The following is a 24,023-nucleotide window of genomic DNA, read 5'->3' as shown; positions in this document are numbered from 1 at the left end:
AAATCCGAAAGGCACTTACCGTCATTCTGTCATTCAAAGCATAGCTAAATTTTATCCTTGAATGACAGAATGATAAGTTTCATTATAAAGCTTTCAAAGTAAAAGCTTCTCTAAAATCAATTAGTTTATTGGTGCCATAATACTTTTTCCAAGCATCTTCATTATGACTTATGGCAGAAATATCGGCGGCAGTTGAATTTTTAAAATTTTCATATACAGATTCTAACACCGACAATTCTTCCGGAGAAAAAACATTCATATCCGGCATCAATAATGAATCTAACTTTACCCCGGAATAACCAGATTCAAATTCAATAATATCTTGGTCAACACCATCCACCAAACTATATACCCTATCCCATCTTACAGGTACAGGACCATATTGAATAGCCTTATAAGCCAAACCACTCATGGCCCTTCCATACTTTTTATAACAAAGAAAATCGGTATAGAAAAGTAACTTATTCATCTTAGTATTAAACACCCCGTCACAACGCTCTATAAAGTATAATAAGATATTCTTAAGCTTCTTATACGACTGCGTTGCATAGCCATTTATGCTCCCTCTTGTATATGAGTCATAAATCAGTTCTTCTTCAATATTAGGTAGTTGGGATTCTATTACTTTATTTAGCTTAGCCAATATCCGTTTAAACTCTTTTTCTTCCAACTGATATCTTGCATTTCTTACAAATGTCTCGAAGATTGCAGGATCTTTTATCAAGTTCAGCACTTTTCCATTCGCTTCACTTGGCATGTCTCCACTTTCATACAATCTATACTGGTTGTCCCCAAACCCCAATATCTCAGACATCTTTAAAGCTGACAGATCATACATTTCTCGTATCTGCTTTATTTCATCAGGAAACGGGATACCATATTTTATTCTGTACTGATTGTACACTTGTGCAAGATTTAACTCATCAATTTCCGTCGTTGTGAAATGCTCTTTAGTATCCTCACACTCATAATAAAGATAAGTGTATTGAAACTTCTCTTTGCGAAATACCAATTCTGAATTTTCTTGCTGAAGGCTTACATTTCCTCCTGTAAAAGGGCTTTTCATCATTTTCCTCCTTTAAATGGGTATTTCATTCTATATTCTGCAATATGAAATGAAATACATATCGTTTGACAATTATCTCTTCCAAGCGAAATCTTTATATAAATCTCATGACCTTTCACATCCTTTCCGAACACCCACATATCGCCTAAATGATTAAGTGTATCAACTATTGGTCCCTGAGAATAATCTTCTACTTCAATTGCTTTTATAATAGTTTCTCTATATTTTGGGGTTATTTCCAAATCAGCTAATGTTTGAGCATTTTTTCCTCTTTCATCTCTAAAGATAATACTAAAGACTTTTAACTTCTGATGGAATTGCTTTAAAAACGCTTCAACCTCCTCTTGTGTTGCCATATTATTATTTTTCTACAAAAATAGACATTAAAATTGAATACTCGCAAAATTTAAAGCAATATTTCAACTTCAAAGTTGAAATATTACAAATAATCCCCAATACAAATCAAACAAACTCTTCATTTTAGTCAATATTTCAATATCAAAAGCATGCAAATAATGCAATATATTGCACTTTTCCCTATTTTATTCAATGATAAATGCTATATTTACCCATAAAAGGCAATATATTGCACCATGAATATAAGTCAAATCATAAAAGATCGCCGCTTGCAATTAGAATTAACCCAACAAGATCTGGCTGATTATACAGAATTAAGTCTGCGCATAATCAAAAGTATAGAGGCAGGCAAGGGTAATCCCACATTCAGCACTCTCAGCAAGATTGCTGAAATATTGGGATTAGAGATTATCATGCAGGTAAAGGAGATAAATAAATGAGGTGACACAGAATAAAGGGTCAGAAAGTACTCTATTTGCATCCGATATGAAACAATCTGTTAGGTCAGGTTAGGTTACTTTTGTAACTTCCCTTATACACTTAAACTTCAGAGAGTAATTACTTTCTATTTTTATCCTTTCTCACGAAAGTTTTAAAAGTAACCTAACTCTACCTAACCGTTCTAATATATTCTTCAATAATCAACAAAACAAAAAAGCTATGGCAGTAAAGAAACTCAAACCGCAAGGAATTAAAATTTTGAAGATGTTCCACATCTTTTTCGCATTTAGTTGGATCATTGGAGGTGTTGCACTTTGCCTTCTGGTCTTTACTGTTCATCCAGAATCTGGAGATGAACTTTATATGCGTTCAAGAATATTGCAGATAATAGACGATTACTTCATTATTTGTGGTGCCTTTGGATCTCTTATTACGGGATTGATATACAGCATTTGGACTAATTGGGGCTTTTTCAAGCATCGCTGGATTATTGTAAAATGGGTAATGACAATCCTGCAAATGGCATTCGGCACATGGGTATTAGGGCCTTGCATAAATAATAACGTCATTATTGCCAATCAACTCAGAGATGCCGCCTTGACAGATCCCGCCTTTCTCGATAATATACAGACCACACAAATATGGGGTACTGTTCAAACTGTATTATTATTAGTACTCATTTTTATTTCTGTGCAAAAACCATGGAAAAAGTAATAATTCGTCCTATCGAAGAAAAAGACAATAAGGAAATAGCTGCCCTGATACGCAAAGTCTTTGAAGAGTTTGATGCGCCTAAAACAGAAAGTGTATATAAGCAACTCTATATCGAATCATTTCCTCAATTTCAAAATGCAGTCTCCCTATACGAACGTAAAGGCTTCCGACATTTAGAATCACGATTAGGAAATTCCGGACATACCACCACAACAATTCATATGATAAAAGATATATAGGAATAAAAGCAAGGAAATATCCTCCGGAAAGTTGGCAGAAAGATTGAAAAAAGCGGCGAAAGATTTGAAAAACATGGTGGTGTTTTTCAAATCTTTCGCCGCTTTTTTCTGTATCTTCTTTATTAACTCATTCATTTCATTTATCTTTGTAGACAATGACACCACAGACAAAACTCAGAGAACACGCTTCGTCCACTCCATCCCGTTGGCGGGAAGAAGCTGAATACAGAATAGCAAATAAATCATGGCTTCGCTATTCTCAGAAAATAGCTATGCAGATGCTTGATAAAATGGAGCAAATGAAAATAACCCAAAAACAACTGGCTGAAAGAATGAATTGTAGTCAGCAATACACATGCCTCCTCACCCCCTTATACAGCCCCCTTTTCCTCTTCAATATATGAAGTACCCCCAAAACACTTACAAAAACACCGATTCTATAATGCCACAACCCCAGCGAAGAGTTTGCACCATCAACGAAGCACACCAGTAATATCCCCGAAACAACAGCCAACAGAAAAACAATCGACAATAGCAATACAGCTTTTCTTTTTCCTTTGCATCCTACCGTTCTCAGCCCCTTATACCAAGCCCAATGACTCTTGACATGAATAATCCCCAATATCATAAACAGCAGACTGGCATTCGTGTGAAATATCGCCCAGATATGCCAACTCTCATGATCGCCCCCTTGTCCTGCAATATGCAACTCGACGCCCGTGTAGAATGATAAAATAAATACAAGGAGCAACATTAAATCCGTGAAGTAAATAAATCTGTTTCTATTCATCTTTTTTGTTTGCAAAGTTACAGTGCATTAATAAATAGAAGAATAGACTATGTAAGGTTAAGATTGTATTATTCGAGGTATTTTTTCCGGTAGAGAGTGGGACTTATGCCAACCGCCTTTGTAAACAACCGTGTGAAATAGGCATAATCATCTATCCCCAGATGAGTGGAAATCTCCCGCACAGTCAGAGAGGTATATACCAACATTCGTTTGGCATGCAATATGAGTTCATTTTGAATGTACCTGCTTACGCTCACGCCTGTAACGTTCTTAATCACCTCGTTCAGATACACCGATGAGATGTGCAAAGATTCTGCATAATAAGATACATTTCTGTTTATTTGCTCATTAGCAGAAAGTAATTCTTTGAAGGCCAATGTAATTTCAATGTGCCTTCTGTTTTTGGATTCACGCCCGATTATTTTCCGGGCGGCAGCCGTTATGATCCCGACAACGGTACATGCCAGATTCTGTAAAACTGTTTTCGATTCATCATTTTCCCGCTCGCCTATCCTGCGGAGAATCATGGCAAACAGTTGAATCAACTCGGTGCGTTGCGTATCGCTTATCTTAAATGGTATCGGCGATAAGGCATACTCGGCAAGGGTCTGTTTGGTGGGAGCATCTATAAATACCCCGTCGATGAATAAGAGAAACGACTTTGCATCCCCTTTATCAACGATCCGATGCACCTGATGCGGCTGGGTGCAGATAACGCTCCCCGCCGACAGGTCGCAATCTTTGAAATCAATGCCGACACGACAGGTTCCACTCTCCACTATACCGAATATATAGTAACTATCCCGATGTGTGTAATTGATCAGCCGGTTCGGGGAAAAAGGAGAAACTTCCTTTGCAAATATCCCGAAATCGGATTGCTGAACTGCTTTATGTAGAGGAATATCCGCCATGCAATGTTTTTTGCAAAGTTAGCAAAAAGGCGGATTACTCCGCCTTTTCTCCCTTATTCTTCCGGCAACTCCCCCGACCGTATCCACTTTACATACGATACCAGCGACTCCCCGCTCATAATTTTTCCCGTCGATTCATTCACCACATCCACCACCGCAGTCAGCGTACGGATGATCCGTGAGTAATTGTCCTCACCGTTGTAGCGCAGCTTCCCTTGCTCTATCAACTTCACAAGCACGCGGGTAACTGCTTTCGGGTTACCGTAATACTCCACCCTTGCAGGCGTATCATTTTTTTCTGTTTGCCTGATCTGTTTAATCAAACTTTTTTTTATCGACACAGACCAACAGCTCTTCAATGAGAGCATACTCGCGAGCACTGGCTATTTTCAGTGCATCACGCAATTCTTCAAGTTCCATAATCTTAGTTGTTATTAATTTATACAATACCTATTCAGGCTCTTTATTCCGAGCATTCCAAACTAATAATGCTAACAATACTGATAAGATTGCAGCCCCAATCCAAAACCAATTGATATACGTAAAGTCATAAACATCCGTTCCATCCACTACCGTCTTGTTTCCTTCGATCAACACACCACTCATCACATCCTGCAATCCGGCGCCTATGTAACTGGCGATCCCCACTACTCCCAGTGCCGCACCCGAAGCGTTACGCGGAGCAATATCAACCGCCATCAATCCACCCAGGAAACACAGTAACACACCAATACTTGTTCCAAATAATATCATAGCCGCCACATCTACCCAAGTATGTGTACCAGGAACGAGTAAAAACAGACACAAAGCGGCTACATTCATTAATCCGAAAATCAATGCAGGCACATTGCGACGTCCGCCGAACAGTTTATCCGATATGAATCCGGAAAAGACTGTACCAACAATGCCGCAAACCGAATTGATAGAAATAATAAAACTGGCATCCAAAGTGGTATATCCCTTCTCCGCTTCCAGATAAAACACTCCCCAACTGTTCACCGCATAACGGCTGATGTACATAAAAGCACTGGACAAAGCCAATATCCAAATGGCAGGCATCAACAAAACCTGCTTTTGCGCTTTATTATAATCAGCAGCTTCCGCAGCATTCATTTCTTTTTTCTCTTTAGGCTGATTCACCGCCGGAAGTCCTTCGCTTTGAGGAGTATCATGAAGGAAACGCCATATAATCAACGCTCCGATAAGCCCCACGAGACCTGCGCCCAGAAAACCATACCTCCATCCCAGAACACTAACCACAGAAGCAACAATGATGAAAGTCAAAGCCTCGCCTATGTTATGGCTGGCAGACCAAAAGCCATAGAAAGACCCACGCTCTTTATCACTAAACCAACGGGAAAGCCCCACTACACACGAAGCAGCTCCCATAGACTGAAACCAACCACTGATTCCCCAAAGAATGGCAAAGAGAATAAATGAGTTGGTAAATCCCAAACAAAGATTGACCAAGGCAGTAACCAATAAGCCTGTAGTCATGAAACGTTTTATATTACTGCGATCAGCCAGGAATCCATTTGTAAACTTTCCGATTGCATAGGTAAAGAAGAGTACAGAACCGATGATTCCTAATTCGGTTTCTGAAAAAATTCCCTCATCTACAATCGGTTTCTTCATTACATTCAAACTGAGCCGACAAACATAGTACATTCCATACCCAAAGGTTGCAGCCAAAAAAGTAGACCATTGCAAACGCTTCAACCGTTTCTTCTGTTCGGACAAAGACTCTCCGTTACAAGGTCTCGGCATTGAGACCCTGTAAAAATTAATAATATATTTCAGCATATTCTTGTGAGGTTAATCGTGAAGCTTTTTTGCTTTCAGATATTCCAGCAATAGCGCAGGTCGATCTGTCTGAATCAGTTTAGCTCCTTGTCCAATAATCCATCCCCAACTCTCACCCGGTTGTTTCAACTCTACAGCGAGGTCATCATCATGGCCACCACAAAGTTCAGGCCACAAACTGTTTATGAAAATCTTCGCGCCACTATCATGTACTTTCTTTATCAGTCTCAGCACCTCCGGTCCGTCATTATCAAATACCAATTCAAAAGCCTGAGGTTTCATGTGTTCTAAATAACCGTCAATAATCGCTTCAGCACCTTCCTTGTGTAAATTGATCACAGGCATGAAAATCATCTTATCCAGCACTTCTCCATTTTCTGCTTTCACCTGATCATAAGGTAGCCCGGCTTTCATTATGCACTGATGCACAGTACCTGTTTTTTCAAGAATAGCGTATGCCTCTTTAAAATAGTCATACCCTTTATCCACATTCACCATAATTTTACCTTTACACAACTTCATCACTTCTTCAAAAGTAGGTATCAGGTGACGGGTTTTATGTCCGGCTCCATTTCTCATACGGAACTGACGCAACTCTTCCAACGTATAATCTTCCGGTTTACCTTTACCCGTGGTAGTACGGTCAATAGTTTTATCATGCATCAAGATAAGATGCCCATCTTTAGTGCGCTTCAAATCAATTTCAACCATATCCACTCCCATATCAATGCAATTTTGAATGGCTTGCAATGAGTTTTCAGGAGCATTACGCCAATCTGCACGGTGCGAAACCACCAGAATTGATTTCTCAGCAGGTTCATTAAATGTTTTATGAATCCGTTCAGCAGGATTTTGCCCCCATAAAGCAACTGTACACAATAACAAGAGGCAACTCAATGAAAATAGATTTCTTCTCATAAATTTTATTGTTTATTTCACACATTCAAATAGATCCGATTCATAGATGACATGGCTTTCGGATATGGGAACCGCATCATCAAAAACATACATACGATATTTGTTACCTCCCGGATATACACGTACCATTATATGCCCCTGATAGGATGCCATTCTGTCAACCAGATCACCGATAACAATTTTAGTAGCCGGATGCATATTCGTGGAAAATATCTTTCTCTCTTCCGGATAAATTTCTTTAGAGAATAGACGATACAACACCGTATGATTAGGATGCAGGGCATCCCAAGTAGACATTATGACATTCTGAGGTGATAAATTCCGGAGAAAATTTTCATTAGTCCCGTCCTCATTGCCATGATGATTTAATACCGCCACTTCTACTTTGCCTACCACATCAGAAACCGGGGTCTCAATATCATGCCACTTAGGACGTCCCGGACGGGGAAATCCTGGTATATCCCCTCCTGTATAGTAATCAAATGCACCATAACTCAACTTTATCACACAGCTATACATATTTTCTCTGGGCATTTCACTTTTTGAATAGTTGCCCTTATCAGAAAATAATGAGGTAACTCCTGTATTTCCATCCCAAACCTTACCATTAGCATATACATTACGCACACCAAATGAATGATATTTTTCCGGTTCATTGCATAACACAAATTGCTTGCACGATCCCACATTAAAGGTTTCACGCTTGGTACAGTCGGAGATTGTTTTTACGAAATTACGATAGTTCATATAGCAAGAATCTTTATCGGAAGGAGGCATAAAGTCATCCCCTCTGTCCACGATTACTTTAGCAGGAAAATTCCGATATACCTCGGAAATCCCAGTCAGATAATACCTGCCTTTATCTTCTTTCTTATGCAACCAACTACCGATATGATCTGAATGATAATGCGTCAAAAGATAATAGTCAATGTTCTCTTTGTCGTTAGGTATAAAATAGCGAATATAATCTGCAATCCACTCACCAGCTTTCTTGGTATCATCAGGTTTTGCAGCTACGACCCTTTCTCCGACTCTATTATTTTCTCCGGCATCAATCAACAGAGTAGTTCCATCCGGCAAAATACAAAAGGTGCAATCCCCACGTCCGGTATTGATATGATGGATATCCATATATCCCTCTTTCCATTGAGGCAATTCCTGTGAGAAAGCACATTCAGCCACCAAGGCGAACAACAGTCCCCAAATATATTTCATGTTTCATAGTTTTAGAAGGATGCCTGAGAGGCAATACTTTCAGGCATCCTCACTCAATAAATACTCAGATTAGTTATATCCCGGATTTTGAGGGAATGTTTCCGGATTGTCGATCAAATCGACCTCCGTTTTCGGAATCGGATATAAATAATCATTCTTTGTTATCGTGAAACCAACCTTTGACATAGCTTCTATAGCCGTATCCGTACGAATCAAATCAAACCAACGATGCAGCTCGAACGGGAATTCCAAACGGCGTTCTTCCAATACAGCCTTGCGGAAAGCACTTTGGTCTTTCAAATCTGTCACTTTATATTCCACTGCATTGGCACGCTTACGAATCAAATTCAAGTAGTTCAGTGCCTTACTCGATTCAGAACTTTCATAGGCTACTTCATTATGAGCCTCAGCACACATCAGCAATACATCCGCCCATCTCAATAATGGTAAGTCAAATCCAACCTTTGCCGTAGTAGCGTCGAACGTATCGTAATACTTGGCTATTACATTATTGTTAGCATCCACCTTCTTATATTCGATCATGGCTTTACGATCGTCCGTATTTCCATAAGAAGCTAAAAGTTTGCTATCAATAACCGACTTATCCTTAAAGTAATCGTTGTATCCATGTCCTTCTCCAAGAACTGATTTTGAATATCGTACAGCAAACAGAATTTCTTTATTCATCTCCTGGTTTACATCAAAAACATCAGCAACGGTGTTCTGCAAACCATATTTAGATGAATAATCTTTGACTATGTTATCCAGCAAAGTTGCTGCTGCTGACCACTTTTGTTGTGTCAGATAAGCTTTTGCCAATAATGCCTTCGCAGCTACGGAAGTGGCTCTTCCTAGATTGTCATCATCATAAGCAGAAGTAAGCATACCGGATGCAGCCTCCAAATCCTCTTCTATAGCTCTATAAACATCCGCCACTGAACTACGTCCATACCCCTTGGCTTCAATAGCCGTCACCGGTTTCAGGATCAGAGGTGCAGCTCCCCAAAGGCGAACAATATTGAAATATGCTAAAGCCCGTAAAAACATGGCTTCACCTTCATACTGCTTTTTCAGCGCGGCATCTGTTACCACATCTATATTTGCAAGTACATTGTTGCATCTGTATATCTGGTTATATAATTCTTTCCATGCATAGCGAACGACATTATTTCCGGATGTAGCAGTAAAGTTATCAATGAAGTAGAACATACCGGCTGCTCCACCGGGATTAATATCTTCCACATTATCAGACCTTAGCTCCATGAGGGAAATGAAATATTCGCCATATTGATAGGTCCCCTGCAAAGAACCATAACAAGCGGACAATGCAGAATTTATATCAGAAGTATTTTTATAGTAATTTGCTGAAGAAGCCTCAGATATAGGTGTCAAGTCCAGAAAATCACTACAGCCGGTAAGCAACAGAGATGCAAAAGCTACAATATAATATTTAATTTTCATATCTTGATTATTTAAAAGGTTACGTTTAATCCGAATACAAATGATTTAGACAGAGGATATGTACCATAATCGATACCAGGAGTCAGTGATCCGCCTTTCATATTCACTTCCGGATTGTATCCGCTATATTTGGTAAAAGTGAAAGGATTCTGAGTAGAGAAATAAACTCTTGCCCGGCTGATTCCTACATTGGTAAGCAATGATTTAGGCAGCGTATATCCAAAAGTGATATTCTTAATTCTCATATAAGAACCATCTTCAATATGCCAGGTAGAAGTAGTACCATTCATACCCGTTGCACTTCTGTTTGCACGAACTACATAGCCGCTACCCGGATTACTTTCCGATTGCCAGCGGTCCAAAGCATCGACCTGACAGTTATTTCCTCCTTCCATATTATCAATGTAGCGACGGAATATATTGGCAATCTTATTCCCTTGTACACCTTGCAGGGCAATAGAGAGATCAAACCATTTATATTTCAACTCTGTAGAGAAACCATACGTGAACTTCGGCATGTAATTTCCTGTAATAGTACGGTCGTTCTCGTCAATCTCCATATTACCATCCATATCCTTAAAACGGAAATCTCCCGGTTTCGCACCACTGACATAGGCATATTTGCGTTGGCTCTTATCCGGATTCTTCGAGTTATCAATCTCTGCCTGATTGGCGAATACACCATCCGTAACCAAGGTATAATAGTTACCGATAGGCTCTCCGACTTTAGTAATGAAAGTCACACTCTCGGAAGTAGTTATCATTTCATCAACACCACCGAGGTCTTTTACTTCATTCCGGTTGGCAGAGATATTAAAACGATTATTCCACGTAAAGTCTCCCCAAGTATTTGTAGTAGAAATAGCGAATTCGACGCCCTTATTATTTACTTTTCCAATATTCATAGGCACTGTACTGAAACCGGAAAACTCGGCAACCGGTACATTCAGTAGCATATCAGTTGTATTACTGTTATACAAATCCAGTTCTAAAGTCAGCATATTAAAGAGTCCTATTTCCAGACCCAGATTAAACATAGCTGTCTTCTCCCAACCTAAATCAGGATTTCCAGCTGTTGCAGGACGTAAACCGCTTGCCAAAGTGCCGTCAGCTTTTCCAAACACATAATTGTCTTCCGATAACGTAGCATAATACTCGTAATTTCCAATATTAAAATTACCACTGATACCGTAGCTCGCACGCAATTTCAAGGAAGTAAGCCATTTTATATCTTTCATAAAATCTTCTTCACTGATATACCATCCGGCAGAAGCTGACGGAAACATACCCCAGCGGTTATTCTTTCCGAAACGGGAAGATCCATCCATACGAGCAGCAGCTGATAGTAAATATTTACCCTTATATGAATATTGCACACGTGCCAATGCTGATAACAACGACCATTCGTAAGCGGTTGCACTCCAGCTTGTAATAGCTGATGCTGCATTCATGGTATGTACCAAGTCATTAGGATAACCATTACCGGCCAGCAATGAAGTGTTCACTGATTCTTTCTGTGCAGTCCATCCGGCTATGGCAGACAAATTATGTACATCTTTAATTATTGTAGTATATGACAAGGTGTTTTCCCATACCCAGTTCAGCATATTCTTATCACGCTTCGACCCTTCAGGCACTGAAGGCGGAAGTCTGTCTAAAGAAGTGGGCAAAGTGGAAGGTCTGTAATAAGAACGGCTGTAGCTATTGAAATCCACACCGAAACTTGTCTTGAATTTCAGATTCTTATAGAGTTCATATTCACCATAGACATTTCCCATAAAGCGGTAACGTTTCATCTGGTCTTCCTTTTCGTTTGCCAGAGCTACAGGATTTACAATCTGCGGATGCTTATACTGCCAGTTCCATTGATCAAAATTATAAGAACCATCAGCATTGTACACTGGCATAGTAGGCGACATGGCCAAAGCAGAAGCTACGATTGTCTCTTCTTTATATCTGTCCTCGGTAGGAACGATGTTATACACAGAATAATTAAAAGACAGATTAGTACCGAAAGTGAATTTCTTATAATTAGCATCGACTTTTCCTCTGGCTCCCATCTGTTCAAAATCCGAACCGATAACAATACCTTGCTCTTTCATGTAATTACCGGAAATAAAATATCTGGCAGCTTTGTTTCCTCCGGACAGAGAAAGATTATGGCTTGTAACGATACCTGTTCTCATAACTTCGTCTTGCCAATCCGTATTCGTCAATCCGGTTTCACCATTGATATATGGCATTATTTCGGGAGGTAGCAAATAAGCCTGATTGATAACATCCGGTTTCTTTCCCAACTTTTGGTTACGAACTTCATTAGAGTCGTTGATGCTACCTTCAATACCTTTACTTTCCAGCAAATCAAGATAAGCATTGTTATGTCCGTCATAGGAGAGCCGAGCATATTCATACGCATCCAGCATGTCTATCTTTTTAGTACGTTGCTGGAAACCTACATATCCATCATATTGCACAGTAGGCTTCATATCTTTGCCTTCCTTACCTTGCTTAGTAGTAATAATGACTACACCATTTGCACCTCTTGATCCATAAATAGCTGCTGCCGAAGCATCTTTCAAAACTTCAATGGACTCAATGTCATTCATATTAATGGAACTCAAAGGAGATACATTTTGTCCTGTACCATTTCCTGCTTCACCGGACATGGGGAAACCATCTACCACATACAACGGTTCCGTACCGGCAGTAATACTTCCACTACCTCTCACCTTAATAGATAATCCGCCCCCCGGGATACCATTCGGTTGTGAAACCTGCACACCGGTCATCTTACCAACAAGCGCCTGATCCACACTGGAAACCGGAACTGCCAATTCACTCGCTTTCATTGAGGAGATAGAAGTGGTTACATCGCGCTTACGTTGTACGCCGTATCCCACTACTACGACTTCATCCAACATTTCGCTATCTTCCTTCAAAGTGACATTTTGCAAGGCTTTGTCATTAGCTTTAAATGTCAATGTCTGGTAGCCAATGAATGAAATGGTTACTTCTGCATTTTCCGGAACATTGGCTAAGCTATATTCACCGTCAATGTTTGTAATTGATCCCAGTGTGGTTCCTTGTATTGCCACACTCGCCCCAATCACCGGTTCACCGTTTTCATCAAGAATCTTTCCGTTAATTGATCTTACTTTTGTTTTGTCATCACCCGACATTAGCTTCTTGAGAGAAATCACAATCATCTTATTCTTTAGATTCACCTCCAATGATTTGTCAAGGATGGATGACAATGCCTCTACAACGGGAGTATTTTCAAAAGTCGCATTAACCTTTTTATTCTCGTTTATTTCGTCTTTCTGATAGATAATGGATAGCCCTGTTTGACTCTCTATTTCCTTCAATACAGTTTTCAATGTTTGTTCCTTAAAAACTTTGCTGACTGTCTGGGCATTTACCGACAATGAACCCAAACTGAGCAAAAACAAAAGGAATAAGCATAGAATTGATTTTCGGTTGTTCATAGCTTTTCTTGATTTAATTAGTTGTTACAAAATTGATTTTATTCTCTGATATATATATCCTTTCCTCTGCGTTCGACGGTTATCGGGATGATCTCCTGCAAAGCAGCCATCACCTCTCCTATCGTCTCACGGTTTCTTAACGAAATGCGGAAGCGTTTGGCACCTACCTGTTCCGATTCCAGACTGATATTGACGTCATACTGGCGGGATAGCTTCGCTATCAGCTCTTTCAACGTAATATCCTCAAATTCAATTCGATTCTCCGACCAGGCTTTCCATTGCTTCACATCATTACGGGTACGTGTGATTTTTCCGGTAGCCATATCCAACTTCACAAATTCACCGGGTGTCATCTCTATCCGCTGTTCCCCATGATGGATTTCTACAATTCCTTCCATCAGTGCAGTAGTGACAACTGAGTCTTCAGGATAGGCGGAAACATCGAATTTCGTTCCTTTCACTACTACATCATATCCACAGGTTTGCACCGTGAATTTGGCTTTTTCTTTCTTCGTGACTTCAAAATAAGCCTCACCGCTAAGTATTACTTTACGATTCCGTTCGTTGAACTTATCCGAATACTTCAGTACGGAACCGGCATTCAGCCATACCACCGTACCATCTGCCAAAGTCATCTTGCTCTTTTCTCCGTAGGGAGCTTCGAATACGAAATAATCTTCGGTAGAAGATAAGGTAACAATGTTCCAGATGCCCAACGTAGCCCCGGCAGTAAGCACCACAATAGCGGCTACGGCAGCCACTCTGCGCCAGAAGCTGAAATAACGACGAGGTAACATCGGCATAATAGCTTCTTGCGTACGAAGACGGCGTTGCAGACGTTGCCATTCATACATGGTCTGTTCGTCCCCCTCGTTAGTAAGTTTCCATTCTTTTTCCCACTGGCGAAACCGCAGGCGGTTTTCTTCCGCTTGCTCAATGTAACTGAACAAGAGTTTCTCTTCCGCCTTTGAAATGTGTCCTTCAAAGTAGCGGATCGCCAATTCGTGAATGTTTGTTTCTGTTTTCATAAATTCTCTTTCTATAAGATGTAACAACTAATTTTAATTCTACCCAACCCCGGAAAAAGAAAAAAGCAGAAAATTTTTAGTTCTCTGCTTTTTCTTTTCCTGGTTATTCTGTTTATTCGTTCATAATCACCCAAGCTAAAACCATTATATAGATGTCTACCGGATACTTATCCTTGAAGTGACGCTCAAAAAGGGCAAGGGCTTTAGAAATATGTTTCTCCACAGCTGTAGTGGATATTTGTAGTTTATCGGCTATCTCCCTGTTCTTGAGATGTGTGAACCGGCTCAGCAGGAAGACTTCGCGGCAACGGTCAGGCAGCTGGCCGATGACAAGTTTGATTTGCTCCTGCAATTCGTCATAGAGGAGTTTATTGTCTGCATCAAAGGTGAAGTCGGTATAGTAAAGCCGTTCTTCCCCGCCAATAGATGCCAGGTATTCAATCCGGTGCTTCTCTACAATGGATACGTGTTTCAGATAGTTCAGACATCCGTTGCGTACCATCGCAAACAGCAAAGAAGTTATAGAGACCGACGAAAGTAAGTCTCTCTTCTCCCAGAATTTCAGAAAACATTCCTGAATAATATCCCGAACGATTTCTTCATCTTCAATAAAGCGGATAGCATATCCACGCAAACGCGGAAAGTAATTTTTAAACAGATAGACGAAGGCCTCTTCGTTTCCCCGTTTTATCTCCTCCAATAAATAGCTATCATCTGAAAAATCAGCCAAATTCTTTTCCATGCTTATATTTTAAGGAACAAAGATTGTTAGAAGTAAATAATTAGGTTTTGCAAACCTATTAAAATTTTGTTCCAATACAAAATGAAAAAGGGATTGTTTTTTTATTCGCTTACTGATTTTGAAGAATTCCCAATGATTCAGCATTACCTATTTATGCCCCTCTCAACTCCCAATGCCCCGATTTATTAGAGCCAACACGTTTGATCAGCCCTTTCTCCTTTAATGCTGCCATAATCCGTTCACCTTGTCGTAAGGAAACCGAAAGCGATTCTGCAATCTCTTTTGCAGTGATTCGGTTATTTATCCGGATAAGCTCTAATACACGTTGTTCGTTTATACCGACATTTATACCGACATTTATACCGACATCAACGCGAGGTTCTAAACCTTCATCTTCCATGGATGCCTGATAATTACGAATCGTCTGCTCTAAATTGCGGATATGTTCATCGAACATAAAATTGTGAAATAGTTCCATATCATCGTTTTCACGGGTAGCTATAAGAGATTCAATATATTCCGCTTTATGGTCTTTGTTAATATTGGTAGGAATGATTCCAAACTCAAACTGCAACTGATTCATCAGCAAACGAGACATCCTGCCATTGCCATCAGCCCACGGATGAATTGTTACTAAATGGAAATGAGCGTCGAAACTCAACTTATAGCATTCAATAACATTCGTTTTTGAAAGAGCCTTTCGTCGCTGATTTATACTTTCGCAAAGTTCTGCCAACTTTGTAGGTACCTTTGAGTAATTCATATAAGAGCGTCCTCCAGTTCCGGCTGTGACGTTCAGTAATCGCAAATCTCCATTTGCTGACGAAAATTCACCTAATGCAGTTTGATATATTGTTCCAGTATTCTTCAGAACGATAGAAGATAGTTTCTTAAGCATATCAACAGAAATATCACTATGACTCTTTGCAAAAGCAATAGATTGTTCGTATGCTGCTTTCAGGTCTAAGTTCATTAGTTGCTCAGTCATAGAACGACCTTTCGCACTGATGCCCTCATCAAACAAAAGTTGATTCTCAATTTCAGTGACAGTAGAACCTTCAATAGCTGTTGAATGGGTAATAAGAGAATACAGATAGAATTTATCGTAATCTATCTGTTTGTCAATACCCAGCTCCTTAAACTGGGCTAACAAGGATAATATCTTCTGTTCTCTTGTCATAAAAATGTTTTTTGATGCTGCCTTTATATGGCTATAAAAGTATGCAATGTTTTTTGCAAAGTTAGCAAAAAGGCGGATTACTCCGCCTTTTCCTCCTTATTCTTCCGGCAACTCTCCCGCCCGTATCCACTTTACATACGATACCTGATCTGCCTAATCAAACTTTTTTTATCGACACAAACCAACAGCTCTTCAATGAGAGCATACTCGCGAGCATTGGCTATTTTCAGTGCATCGCGCAATTCTTCAAGTTCCATAATTCATAAAATATTTAAATTTAGTTCCAAGCCCTGAATGGGCGAAAATAAAGAAATAAAAATAAAATACCTGGTTACACCCATTTCGGGCTTAAATTGAAACATACGCTATTCACTTCATTTTTATCCTCAGATAAGCACGGTCATCAAAAGAACAATTGCCTTTTTGCACGCCTTTTGTACTCTTATACAACCGCATACACAAGGGATCTTTTTCCAGAATATCTGCAAGATAACATTCCGACTCATGCAAGGTGGAATATAAATGAGGGTAACCGTCGGAAGACAATACCACCTCCTCCGCATCGCCCACGGAGAAGATATTCACCTGTTTCATTTGTACGGGAAATCCATCAAACACAGGAAAAGCAAAGCGCTGTCCTTCTACGGGACAATTCTGCAGAAGTGCCTGTTTTTGCAGAAAAGGATAGATAAACTCCCGTCCCGGATCATGAGATTCCAAATCTTTCAGCGTAGCCCCACCCAGCAAAGCAACTTCATTGACCACCGCACGTGCATTCGCCATGATAGCATCAATCTCTTTCTCATTAGACGAATACAGATTACCAATGATACACTGACAATCCCCCACCTGCCATACCTCATTTCGGGCATAACTATAAATCACTCCATTGGCCGTGAAACGTTTGCCCGGCTCTGCCTTCAGTTCATCAAGCAAATTATGCTCCACATAAAAATCATGTATTTTCTCTGTTATCCGGCTAATGGCACCAGCAGCATCAATATCCTTCGGAAAATCGCGTATAGCCTCCAAAGCAAGTTCCATAGCCAGGCGACCGGTTTTCTTTCCGTCGTAAGTGAAAGTAGATTTAGCTGTAGCCCCATCAATCACCGCTGCAAAGTAAGGGGTAACAATCATGCCATCCTCATTGGTCTGGGAACTTTGCTTGCCCTTCAGGAAACACTCCTCAACCGTAAAATGAGGAACGGAAGGAGCCTGAAATTCATTTTCTGACTGTAAATATGTCCAATCGCGATTACAATCCATTACTTTCGATTTATGTTTCAGATAATCAATCAGATATGCCGGACGGTCTGTTTGCAAGATAGTAGCACCCAGATTATTTATCAGGTAACCATAGCCTTTATCCTTATTTAGCAGTGAACAATCATCGTCGTGTCCACCGGCATGTGTATCCCATAACGTATTATACCATATATGAGATTTACCAGCCATGATTTTTTTAACCTCATAGGGTAACGGATTTGTATCATAGGCAAACTTAAACTCAATAGCCACCGGTTTCAAAACCCGAAGATAATCATTTAACTTCTGAATAGCATCTTTGTCATCCAAATTAACCTTTGGCATGAAGATTACTTTATCCAGATATTTTCCGTAATCACGCTTCACATCTTCTGCGGGAGCATTGCTTTTCATAATCACCAGATTGGTGGTTCCTGTCTTTTCCAGCAGTTCATACACCTGGTCGAAATAGTCAAAAGCCTTGTCCAAATTGAGCATCACTTTCCCTTTGGCCGTCAGCAATGCTTCTTCTAAAGTGGGAATCTTGTAGATGGTCTTAATATGACACCCATTCCGCAAACGTAGTTTCTTTATTTCAGCCAACGTATATTCTTCCGGTTTTCCTTTTCCAGTGGTGGTTCGGTCGAGGGTATTGTCATGCAACAGAATCAAATGCCCGTCTTTGGTACGGGCAAGGTCCACTTCCACAATATCCACTCCCATCTGAACTGCATTTTCTATAGCTTCCAGTGAGTTCTCGCAAGCATTTCGCCAGTCACCGCGATGGGAAGCTACCAATACACTTTTAGATTGAGGATTAAAAAGTTTTGCCCTTATATCATCAAGCCTGTTCGCCCAAAGGGCGAAACAGGTTGATAAAAAACAAAATATGAATAACGTAAATATTCTTTTGATCATAACTATTCAGATTAGATTAATAATATCCTTCATTTTGCTCTTCTTCGACTGGTCCTACAGGATCCAAACGATCAATATGTGTTTGAGGAATTGGACGCAGTTTATGATAAGGTTTAATAGCAGCCTCCGCATCAGAATTGTATTTCTTTACCCATTCATAGAATTTCTCGGTACGTACAAGATCCTCCCAACGGCAAATCTCACCCAACAATTCACGACCACGTTCATCCAATATGAACGACACAAAATCACCTGTTGAAAGCTCAGCTGCAGTTACTTTTATATTATCATACGTACTGTTTATATCATCAGGAGTTCCTCCCTCTATTTCCCAATATTGTGCAGTTTTTGTTTCCCCGTCTGCCCACGCAGCCCGTTCGCGGATAACATTAATATATTTAGCAGCCAAGTCAAAATCACCTTTCCTGCCAGCAGCTTCAGCTGCTATCAGATAAGTCTCACCTAAACGCATACGCACCCATTCACGCGAGGATGCTCTCTCTGCAACAGAAGGACGATTAGGCGCCAAGTGTTTGATAAGTGTAGGATAATGTTTAGAATCATGCACTTCGTAAGGATAATAAGTATAAGACTTGTTGGCACGCAGCTTCTTCATTTCTATACTATTCTTTTCAAGCCCTGTTTTCTCAATGGTATAGTATATAGCTGTATCTCCCACTTCAAACTTCTTCTTCCCTGCTATTTGCCCTTTCTGCGGATCGGGAGTAAAGTAGATTTCACCTTTATCTTCAAGTTCTTTCCATACGGGAATTGTCTTTGCATAGTTTGACATATAAGCCCAACGGAAGCTTTTATAAAAACGAGAGTCGTTTTTGCGATCATAAAGTTTGAATAAAACTTTATCAGTAGGACGATAACGCTTGTATGGACGGCCATAGAATATATCGCGCTCCATACCGTCTTCATCATCATAAACCGGGAGCCAATACAGATGGAAAGTATTACCATCATCATTAAATATAGGATTTGAAGTAAATTGCACAGCGAAAATCACCTCAGAATTTCCCATATTATCTATGTTCCACAGATCCGCAAAATTTTTCTGTAAGCGATAAGGACTATTCTTAATCACATTCTCTGAAAAATAAAGGACACTATCCATATCCGTCGCTTTTTGTCCACGAACATCCGTCACAGCACTACCTCTTGTCAAGTAAACTTTAGCCAGTAAATGTGAAGCGGCATAGGAGGTTGCTTTTCCTTTTTGAGAATCATCGACCTTTTCCGGTAAGTATTCGACAGCCGTACGCAGGTCAGTAATGATCTGCTTATATATATCCGCTATTGCAGCACGTTTAAAATCTGTACGAATCTCAAAGCTGCCTTCAGTTACCAAAGGCACTTTTCCAAATTGCTGTACCAACTCAAAGTATAAGAAAGAACGAATAAAAAGCATCTCCCCCAACGAAGTCAGCTTTTTGGATTCACTCATATCAGATTGAAGAATCTGATCCATAGCAATATTTGCATCGCTGATGCCTTTATAATGATTTTCCCACAACCCCGACAGGATATTATCTTCCGGATTTAATTGCGTTCCGTAAGCATTAAATGATGTTTTGTTTTTTCCGTCGCTTCCGGCAGTAAATAAATCTGTACCCAATTCAGTCAACACATCATATCGTTCACCACCACATCCCCAACGCAAAAAGCTATAGGCCGCAGCCACTGCTGCATCTACTCCTTGCTCAGTTCCATAATAATCATATGTCATTTTAGGAGCACCATCCTCACTTAGCCAATTAGTACAAGCTGTAGCTCCAAACAACAAACCAAATATCAGTAAAAAACTATTTATCTTTTTCATACTCAATTACATTTAAAGGTTACATAGAAAGATTTACCCCAAACATCCAAGTACTATAGCTTGGAGAAGTACGTCCATTAGCCCCCTCCGGATCAATACCTGTGAAATTCGTGAAAATAAAAGGATTATTAGCACTCATATAAAACCGTACTTTATTCAACATAACTTTCTGTGTCAGATCTTTGGGCAGAGTATATCCTAGAGTTATATTTCTGATTCTCAAAAAATCCGCCTTGTCATATCCAATAGTAGAAATATAATCCAACGTTTCTGTATCGGCATTCGGACGAGGGAAATCATTAGTTGGATTATTAGGAGTCCAATAATTCACTTTAACTGTATTTGCACGTCCAGGCTTCTCCATCAATTCAATATCATTTTTCAACATACGACCTACACTGGCATACAAGAAAATAGAAAAATCGAATCCTTTGTACTCAATATTATTCACTAAGCTTGCTACAAATTTCGGTCGTTCATTTCCCAAAATAATCTTATCTTTATCAGTTATTTTATAGTCCCCATCCACATCTCTTAGCCTGATACTACCTACTGTAAAATTCCCGCCTTTTTCATTAAACTTTGCCATTTCAGCCAAGTCTTCCGGTGTGTCTTGCCAAATACCTATCTTTTCATAATTATAATATACGTCAATCGGATTACCAATAAACCAACGGTTACCAATGTCATCTGATTTTCCATTATATAATTCCACAATCTCCTCCTTATTAGCAGAAAACATCCAATCCGTACTCCAAGTAAAGTTCTTGGTCTGAATATTACGTGTGTTCAAAGTTATTTCAATACCCTTATTACGTGTAGACCCTACATTAGACATCACACTGGAAAAACCGGACACTACTGGTAATTGACGTTCAAGCAACAAATCATGCGTATTCTGCAAATACAACTCGACAGAGCCATTGATACGATTTTTCAAGAAACCAAAATCAAGTCCGATATTCCATTGATCGGTAGTTTCCCACGTCAAAGTGCTGTTGGCCATAAGAGAAGGGGCATATCCCATTATTTCCGTAGCACCATTATTATAAACATAACGTTTCTTTCCAAGCTTCCCTCGTGTTTGATAAGGATCTACTGAAGAGTTACCTGTCTTACCATACCCCAAACGAAGTTTCAGATTATCGACCCAGGAAAGCGACTTCATAAAAGACTCGTCACTAATTCTCCATGCCAAAGCTGCTGATGGAAATAATACCCATTTATGTCCATCTGCCAAACGTGAAGAACCATCATAGCGTGCAGAAACGGTCAACAGATAGCGACCCAAATAATTATAATTGATACGCCCCATAAAAGATGCCATATTCCACTTTACGTAATCACTACCCACACCATCTATCAATAATCCGGAAGCTAAATCATAGTACTTTAAAACGTCAGATGGAGTGTTTTGCACGGAAGCTTCCAAGGTTTCTTCCAAATCTTGTTGGATGGATTGCAAAAGCGTTATGCCTAAAGAATGTTTCTCTTTGAAATCGCGATTATAAGTAAAGTAATTCTCCCATGTAATCATCGAATATTTCTTCATAGAATTGCTGGCAGAAGAGTTCCCCAACTGTCGTTCTGTAGTAGCTGAAGCAAAGTATTCATAATCCTGTACAGTACGTGAATCAATACCCAAATTGGAACGAAAACTTAATCCCTTAATCGGAAATTTAATATCAACAAAATAACTACCTAAATAGCGACTGGTCTTCAAGGGGCGATCTACAGCGCCTTCTACTGTATTCATCAAAGGATTATACATTTGAGAATCTCCACCAACCAACCCTGGGTAAGTGCCATCTTCATTAATAAAACGTCCCAATGGGGTTATACGATATAAATATATATCAGTTTCCATTCCACTGCCTCGGTTCTGAACTGAATGGGAGTACTGAGTTTGTCCACCAAATTTAATATATTTATTAACATTATGACTAATATTGAAACGAATAGAATATCGTTCATAGTCTTTATCTTTCATTATACCTTCCGTTTTATTGTAAGTAACAGAAGCCATAAAATTAGTTTTAGCTCCACCACCACGAATATTCAATTGATGGTCTGTGATAAGTCCGCTACGTGTCACATCATCAAACCAATTATATGAACGTATTCTTGAAGGATCATAATTGCCATTTTCATCATAAGCCATCATCACAGACTCTAATACATAGGGATCCTGCTTAAACATAGGAAGCAACATATCTTCTTCTTTATTTGGAGTATCAGAAAGATATTTATTGGAACCATTGCTATTACGATAAGCTTCACGAGTATATTCAGCATATTCTGCTCCATTCATCAAATCTAATTTATTCTGTATAGTTTGTACGCCAACATAGCCATTATAATCTATTTGTGTCTTTCCTTCTTTACCTTGTTTAGTAGTAATAATGATAACACCATTTGCCCCTCTTGAACCATAAATAGCCGTTGCTGAAGCATCTTTCAGGACCTCCATAGATTCAATATCCGAAGGACTAATTTCACCCATACCACCGGTAACAGGGATTCCATCCACAACAAACAGAGGATCATTACTAGCATTAATAGAACGCTTTCCTCTGATCAAAATTGACGGTGTTTCTCCCGGTGCCCAGTTAGATGTAGAAACTACAACGCCAGATGCACGTCCTTGCAAGGCCTCTACTGCTGATGTAGCAGGAACAGAAGAAATAACATCAGAGTTTAAGGAGGCAACAGATCCTGTCAAATCACGCTTCTTCACCGTACCATAGCCTACTACTACGACTTCATCTAACATTTCTGTATCTTCCTTCAAAGTGATATTTGCTAAAGATTTATCATTAGCTTTAAAAATCAAAGTCTTGTAGCCAATAAATGAAACGGTTACTTCTGAGTTTTCCGGAACATTGGCTAATGTATATTCACCGTCTAAGTTAGTAATAGTACCTAAAGTAGTACCCTGAACGGCAATACTGGCACCAATCACCGGCTCTCCTTTATCATCAACTATAATACCGGAGATTGTTTTAACCTTTCGATTTTGCTGCACATCCGAAGTTGGCTTTTCTTTCAAATAGATTTTCTTCTCACCAATTTCAAAGGTTACATTTGTACCTTTCATTAATTGAGTAAGTACTTGGGAAAGTTCTTCTTTATTTGCTTCAATAGTTACAATTCGGTCAGGATCAACAGTAGGACGACTGTACGCCACGGTCAGCCCTGTTTGTTGAGTGATAGCATCAAAAACTTTTGCTAACTTAACTTGCCGGAACTGCAAGGTCACTTTCTGAGCATTGGCTGTGAAACATGCCATAAGGCTCAAAAACAGTACAAGTAAAATCTTGTGTTTCATAACTTTAATTTTAGATTAACAATGGTATAAATCGCTTTATACTAAGTAGACACACAAGATCTCGGAGCGGGTGAGAAAAAAAGGCTTTTTATGAAAAAAAGTTTGGAAAAAGGCTTTCCAAAGCCCAAGAATCGTCATTAGCGATTCAAAATGTAGCTCGTCATCTTGCTTTTATTTATATATGATACAGTCTGAAGCTATTTATTTGGCTGCAAACTGATAAAAAAGAATTCGCATGAGGTATAAGGCATGGATAGGAAAGCGGCTAAACAGCTCAAATTGTATTGCAAAGATAATGTGTTTTTTTGATAGGATAAATTGTTCCTTATGATTTTTCCGAGAAAACATTGAGCT

The 24,023-nt window shown here is 39.5% G+C and carries 20 protein-coding genes and 1 pseudogene; 4 read left to right on the top strand and 17 right to left on the bottom strand.

Annotated elements, in window-relative coordinates:
- Window positions 1-82: 82 nt before the first annotated feature.
- Together DWW10_RS10550 and DWW10_RS10545 are read right to left on the bottom strand one after the other, a co-directional pair.
- Complete coding sequence (locus tag DWW10_RS10550; RefSeq protein ID WP_118421357.1) at window positions 83-1,069, bottom strand: type II toxin-antitoxin system antitoxin SocA domain-containing protein; 987 nt, start codon at window positions 1,067-1,069, stop codon at window positions 83-85.
- Complete coding sequence (locus tag DWW10_RS10545) at window positions 1,066-1,422, bottom strand: type II toxin-antitoxin system MqsR family toxin (RefSeq protein ID WP_022392016.1); 357 nt, start codon at window positions 1,420-1,422, stop codon at window positions 1,066-1,068. The genes DWW10_RS10550 and DWW10_RS10545 overlap by 4 nt, the downstream gene beginning before the upstream one ends.
- A gap of 237 nt (window positions 1,423-1,659) precedes the next feature.
- Here DWW10_RS10545 and DWW10_RS10540 point away from each other — a divergent pair, with 237 nt between their 5' ends.
- The 4 genes and pseudogenes from DWW10_RS10540 to DWW10_RS26420 form a co-directional block, all read left to right on the top strand.
- On the top strand, window positions 1,660-1,863 hold the full coding sequence (locus DWW10_RS10540) for a helix-turn-helix transcriptional regulator (RefSeq protein ID WP_022392017.1): 204 nt from the start codon (window positions 1,660-1,662) through the stop codon (window positions 1,861-1,863).
- A gap of 220 nt (window positions 1,864-2,083) precedes the next feature.
- Window positions 2,084-2,578, top strand: coding sequence for a DUF2269 family protein (locus DWW10_RS10535; RefSeq protein WP_022392018.1), 495 nt, complete (start codon window positions 2,084-2,086; stop codon window positions 2,576-2,578).
- Window positions 2,566-2,817, top strand: a complete 252-nt coding sequence (locus DWW10_RS10530) for a hypothetical protein (protein WP_022392019.1) — start codon at window positions 2,566-2,568, stop codon at window positions 2,815-2,817. The genes DWW10_RS10535 and DWW10_RS10530 overlap by 13 nt, the downstream gene beginning before the upstream one ends.
- A gap of 155 nt (window positions 2,818-2,972) precedes the next feature.
- Window positions 2,973-3,170 (top strand): annotated as a pseudogene (locus tag DWW10_RS26420) (transcriptional regulator); the annotation flags it as partial.
- On the opposite strand, the gene DWW10_RS10520 reads toward DWW10_RS26420, so the two are convergent.
- The 15 genes from DWW10_RS10520 to DWW10_RS10450 form a co-directional block, all read right to left on the bottom strand.
- Window positions 3,161-3,607 (bottom strand): DUF4405 domain-containing protein, encoded by a 447-nt coding sequence (locus DWW10_RS10520; protein ID WP_022392021.1) that lies wholly within the window; start codon window positions 3,605-3,607, stop codon window positions 3,161-3,163. The pseudogene DWW10_RS26420 and the gene DWW10_RS10520 overlap by 10 nt on opposite strands.
- Window positions 3,608-3,675: 68 nt before the next feature.
- Entirely contained in the window at window positions 3,676-4,518 is an 843-nt protein-coding gene (locus DWW10_RS10515; protein ID WP_022392022.1) for an AraC family transcriptional regulator, read from the bottom strand.
- Window positions 4,519-4,571: 53 nt separating this feature from the next.
- Complete coding sequence (locus tag DWW10_RS10510; RefSeq protein ID WP_022392023.1) at window positions 4,572-4,841, bottom strand: hypothetical protein; 270 nt, start codon at window positions 4,839-4,841, stop codon at window positions 4,572-4,574.
- Between the two features lie 127 nt (window positions 4,842-4,968).
- On the bottom strand, window positions 4,969-6,321 hold the full coding sequence (locus tag DWW10_RS10505) for an MFS transporter (protein ID WP_022392025.1): 1,353 nt from the start codon (window positions 6,319-6,321) through the stop codon (window positions 4,969-4,971).
- Between the two features lie 12 nt (window positions 6,322-6,333).
- A complete protein-coding gene (locus DWW10_RS10500) occupies window positions 6,334-7,239 on the bottom strand; it encodes a glycerophosphodiester phosphodiesterase family protein (RefSeq protein ID WP_118421361.1) in 906 nt (301 codons plus the stop codon).
- Between the two features lie 12 nt (window positions 7,240-7,251).
- The gene (locus tag DWW10_RS10495) at window positions 7,252-8,454 is read right to left on the bottom strand and encodes a ComEC/Rec2 family competence protein (protein WP_022392027.1); all 1,203 of its coding nucleotides are present in this window, start codon (window positions 8,452-8,454) and stop codon (window positions 7,252-7,254) included.
- Window positions 8,455-8,523: 69 nt separating this feature from the next.
- Entirely contained in the window at window positions 8,524-9,915 is a 1,392-nt protein-coding gene (locus DWW10_RS10490; protein WP_022392028.1) for a RagB/SusD family nutrient uptake outer membrane protein, read from the bottom strand.
- A gap of 11 nt (window positions 9,916-9,926) precedes the next feature.
- Entirely contained in the window at window positions 9,927-13,400 is a 3,474-nt protein-coding gene (locus DWW10_RS10485) for a SusC/RagA family TonB-linked outer membrane protein (protein ID WP_022392029.1), read from the bottom strand.
- A gap of 38 nt (window positions 13,401-13,438) precedes the next feature.
- Window positions 13,439-14,428 (bottom strand): FecR family protein, encoded by a 990-nt coding sequence (locus DWW10_RS10480; RefSeq protein WP_118421363.1) that lies wholly within the window; start codon window positions 14,426-14,428, stop codon window positions 13,439-13,441.
- Window positions 14,429-14,540: 112 nt separating this feature from the next.
- Entirely contained in the window at window positions 14,541-15,158 is a 618-nt protein-coding gene (locus DWW10_RS10475; RefSeq protein ID WP_182021382.1) for an RNA polymerase sigma-70 factor, read from the bottom strand.
- 163 nt (window positions 15,159-15,321) lie between these two features.
- Entirely contained in the window at window positions 15,322-16,350 is a 1,029-nt protein-coding gene (locus DWW10_RS10470; protein ID WP_118421367.1) for a Fic family protein, read from the bottom strand.
- Between the two features lie 131 nt (window positions 16,351-16,481).
- Window positions 16,482-16,607: a hypothetical protein gene (locus tag DWW10_RS26415; protein WP_259320463.1), complete on the bottom strand. Its 126-nt coding sequence runs from the start codon at window positions 16,605-16,607 to the stop codon at window positions 16,482-16,484.
- Window positions 16,608-16,719: 112 nt separating this feature from the next.
- On the bottom strand, window positions 16,720-18,513 hold the full coding sequence (locus DWW10_RS10460; protein WP_118421369.1) for a glycerophosphodiester phosphodiesterase family protein: 1,794 nt from the start codon (window positions 18,511-18,513) through the stop codon (window positions 16,720-16,722).
- A 16-nt stretch (window positions 18,514-18,529) separates the two neighbouring features.
- On the bottom strand, window positions 18,530-20,341 hold the full coding sequence (locus tag DWW10_RS10455) for a RagB/SusD family nutrient uptake outer membrane protein (RefSeq protein WP_118421370.1): 1,812 nt from the start codon (window positions 20,339-20,341) through the stop codon (window positions 18,530-18,532).
- Between the two features lie 19 nt (window positions 20,342-20,360).
- Window positions 20,361-23,669, bottom strand: a complete 3,309-nt coding sequence (locus tag DWW10_RS10450) for a TonB-dependent receptor (protein ID WP_118421371.1) — start codon at window positions 23,667-23,669, stop codon at window positions 20,361-20,363.
- Window positions 23,670-24,023 lie beyond the last annotated feature (354 nt).

Origin of the sequence: Bacteroides intestinalis, assembly GCF_003464595.1 — a bacterium.
Taxonomy (GTDB): domain Bacteria; phylum Bacteroidota; class Bacteroidia; order Bacteroidales; family Bacteroidaceae; genus Bacteroides; species Bacteroides intestinalis_A.
Note: the sequence above shows the minus strand (reverse complement) of the source record. Positions and strands in the feature narration are given on the sequence as shown.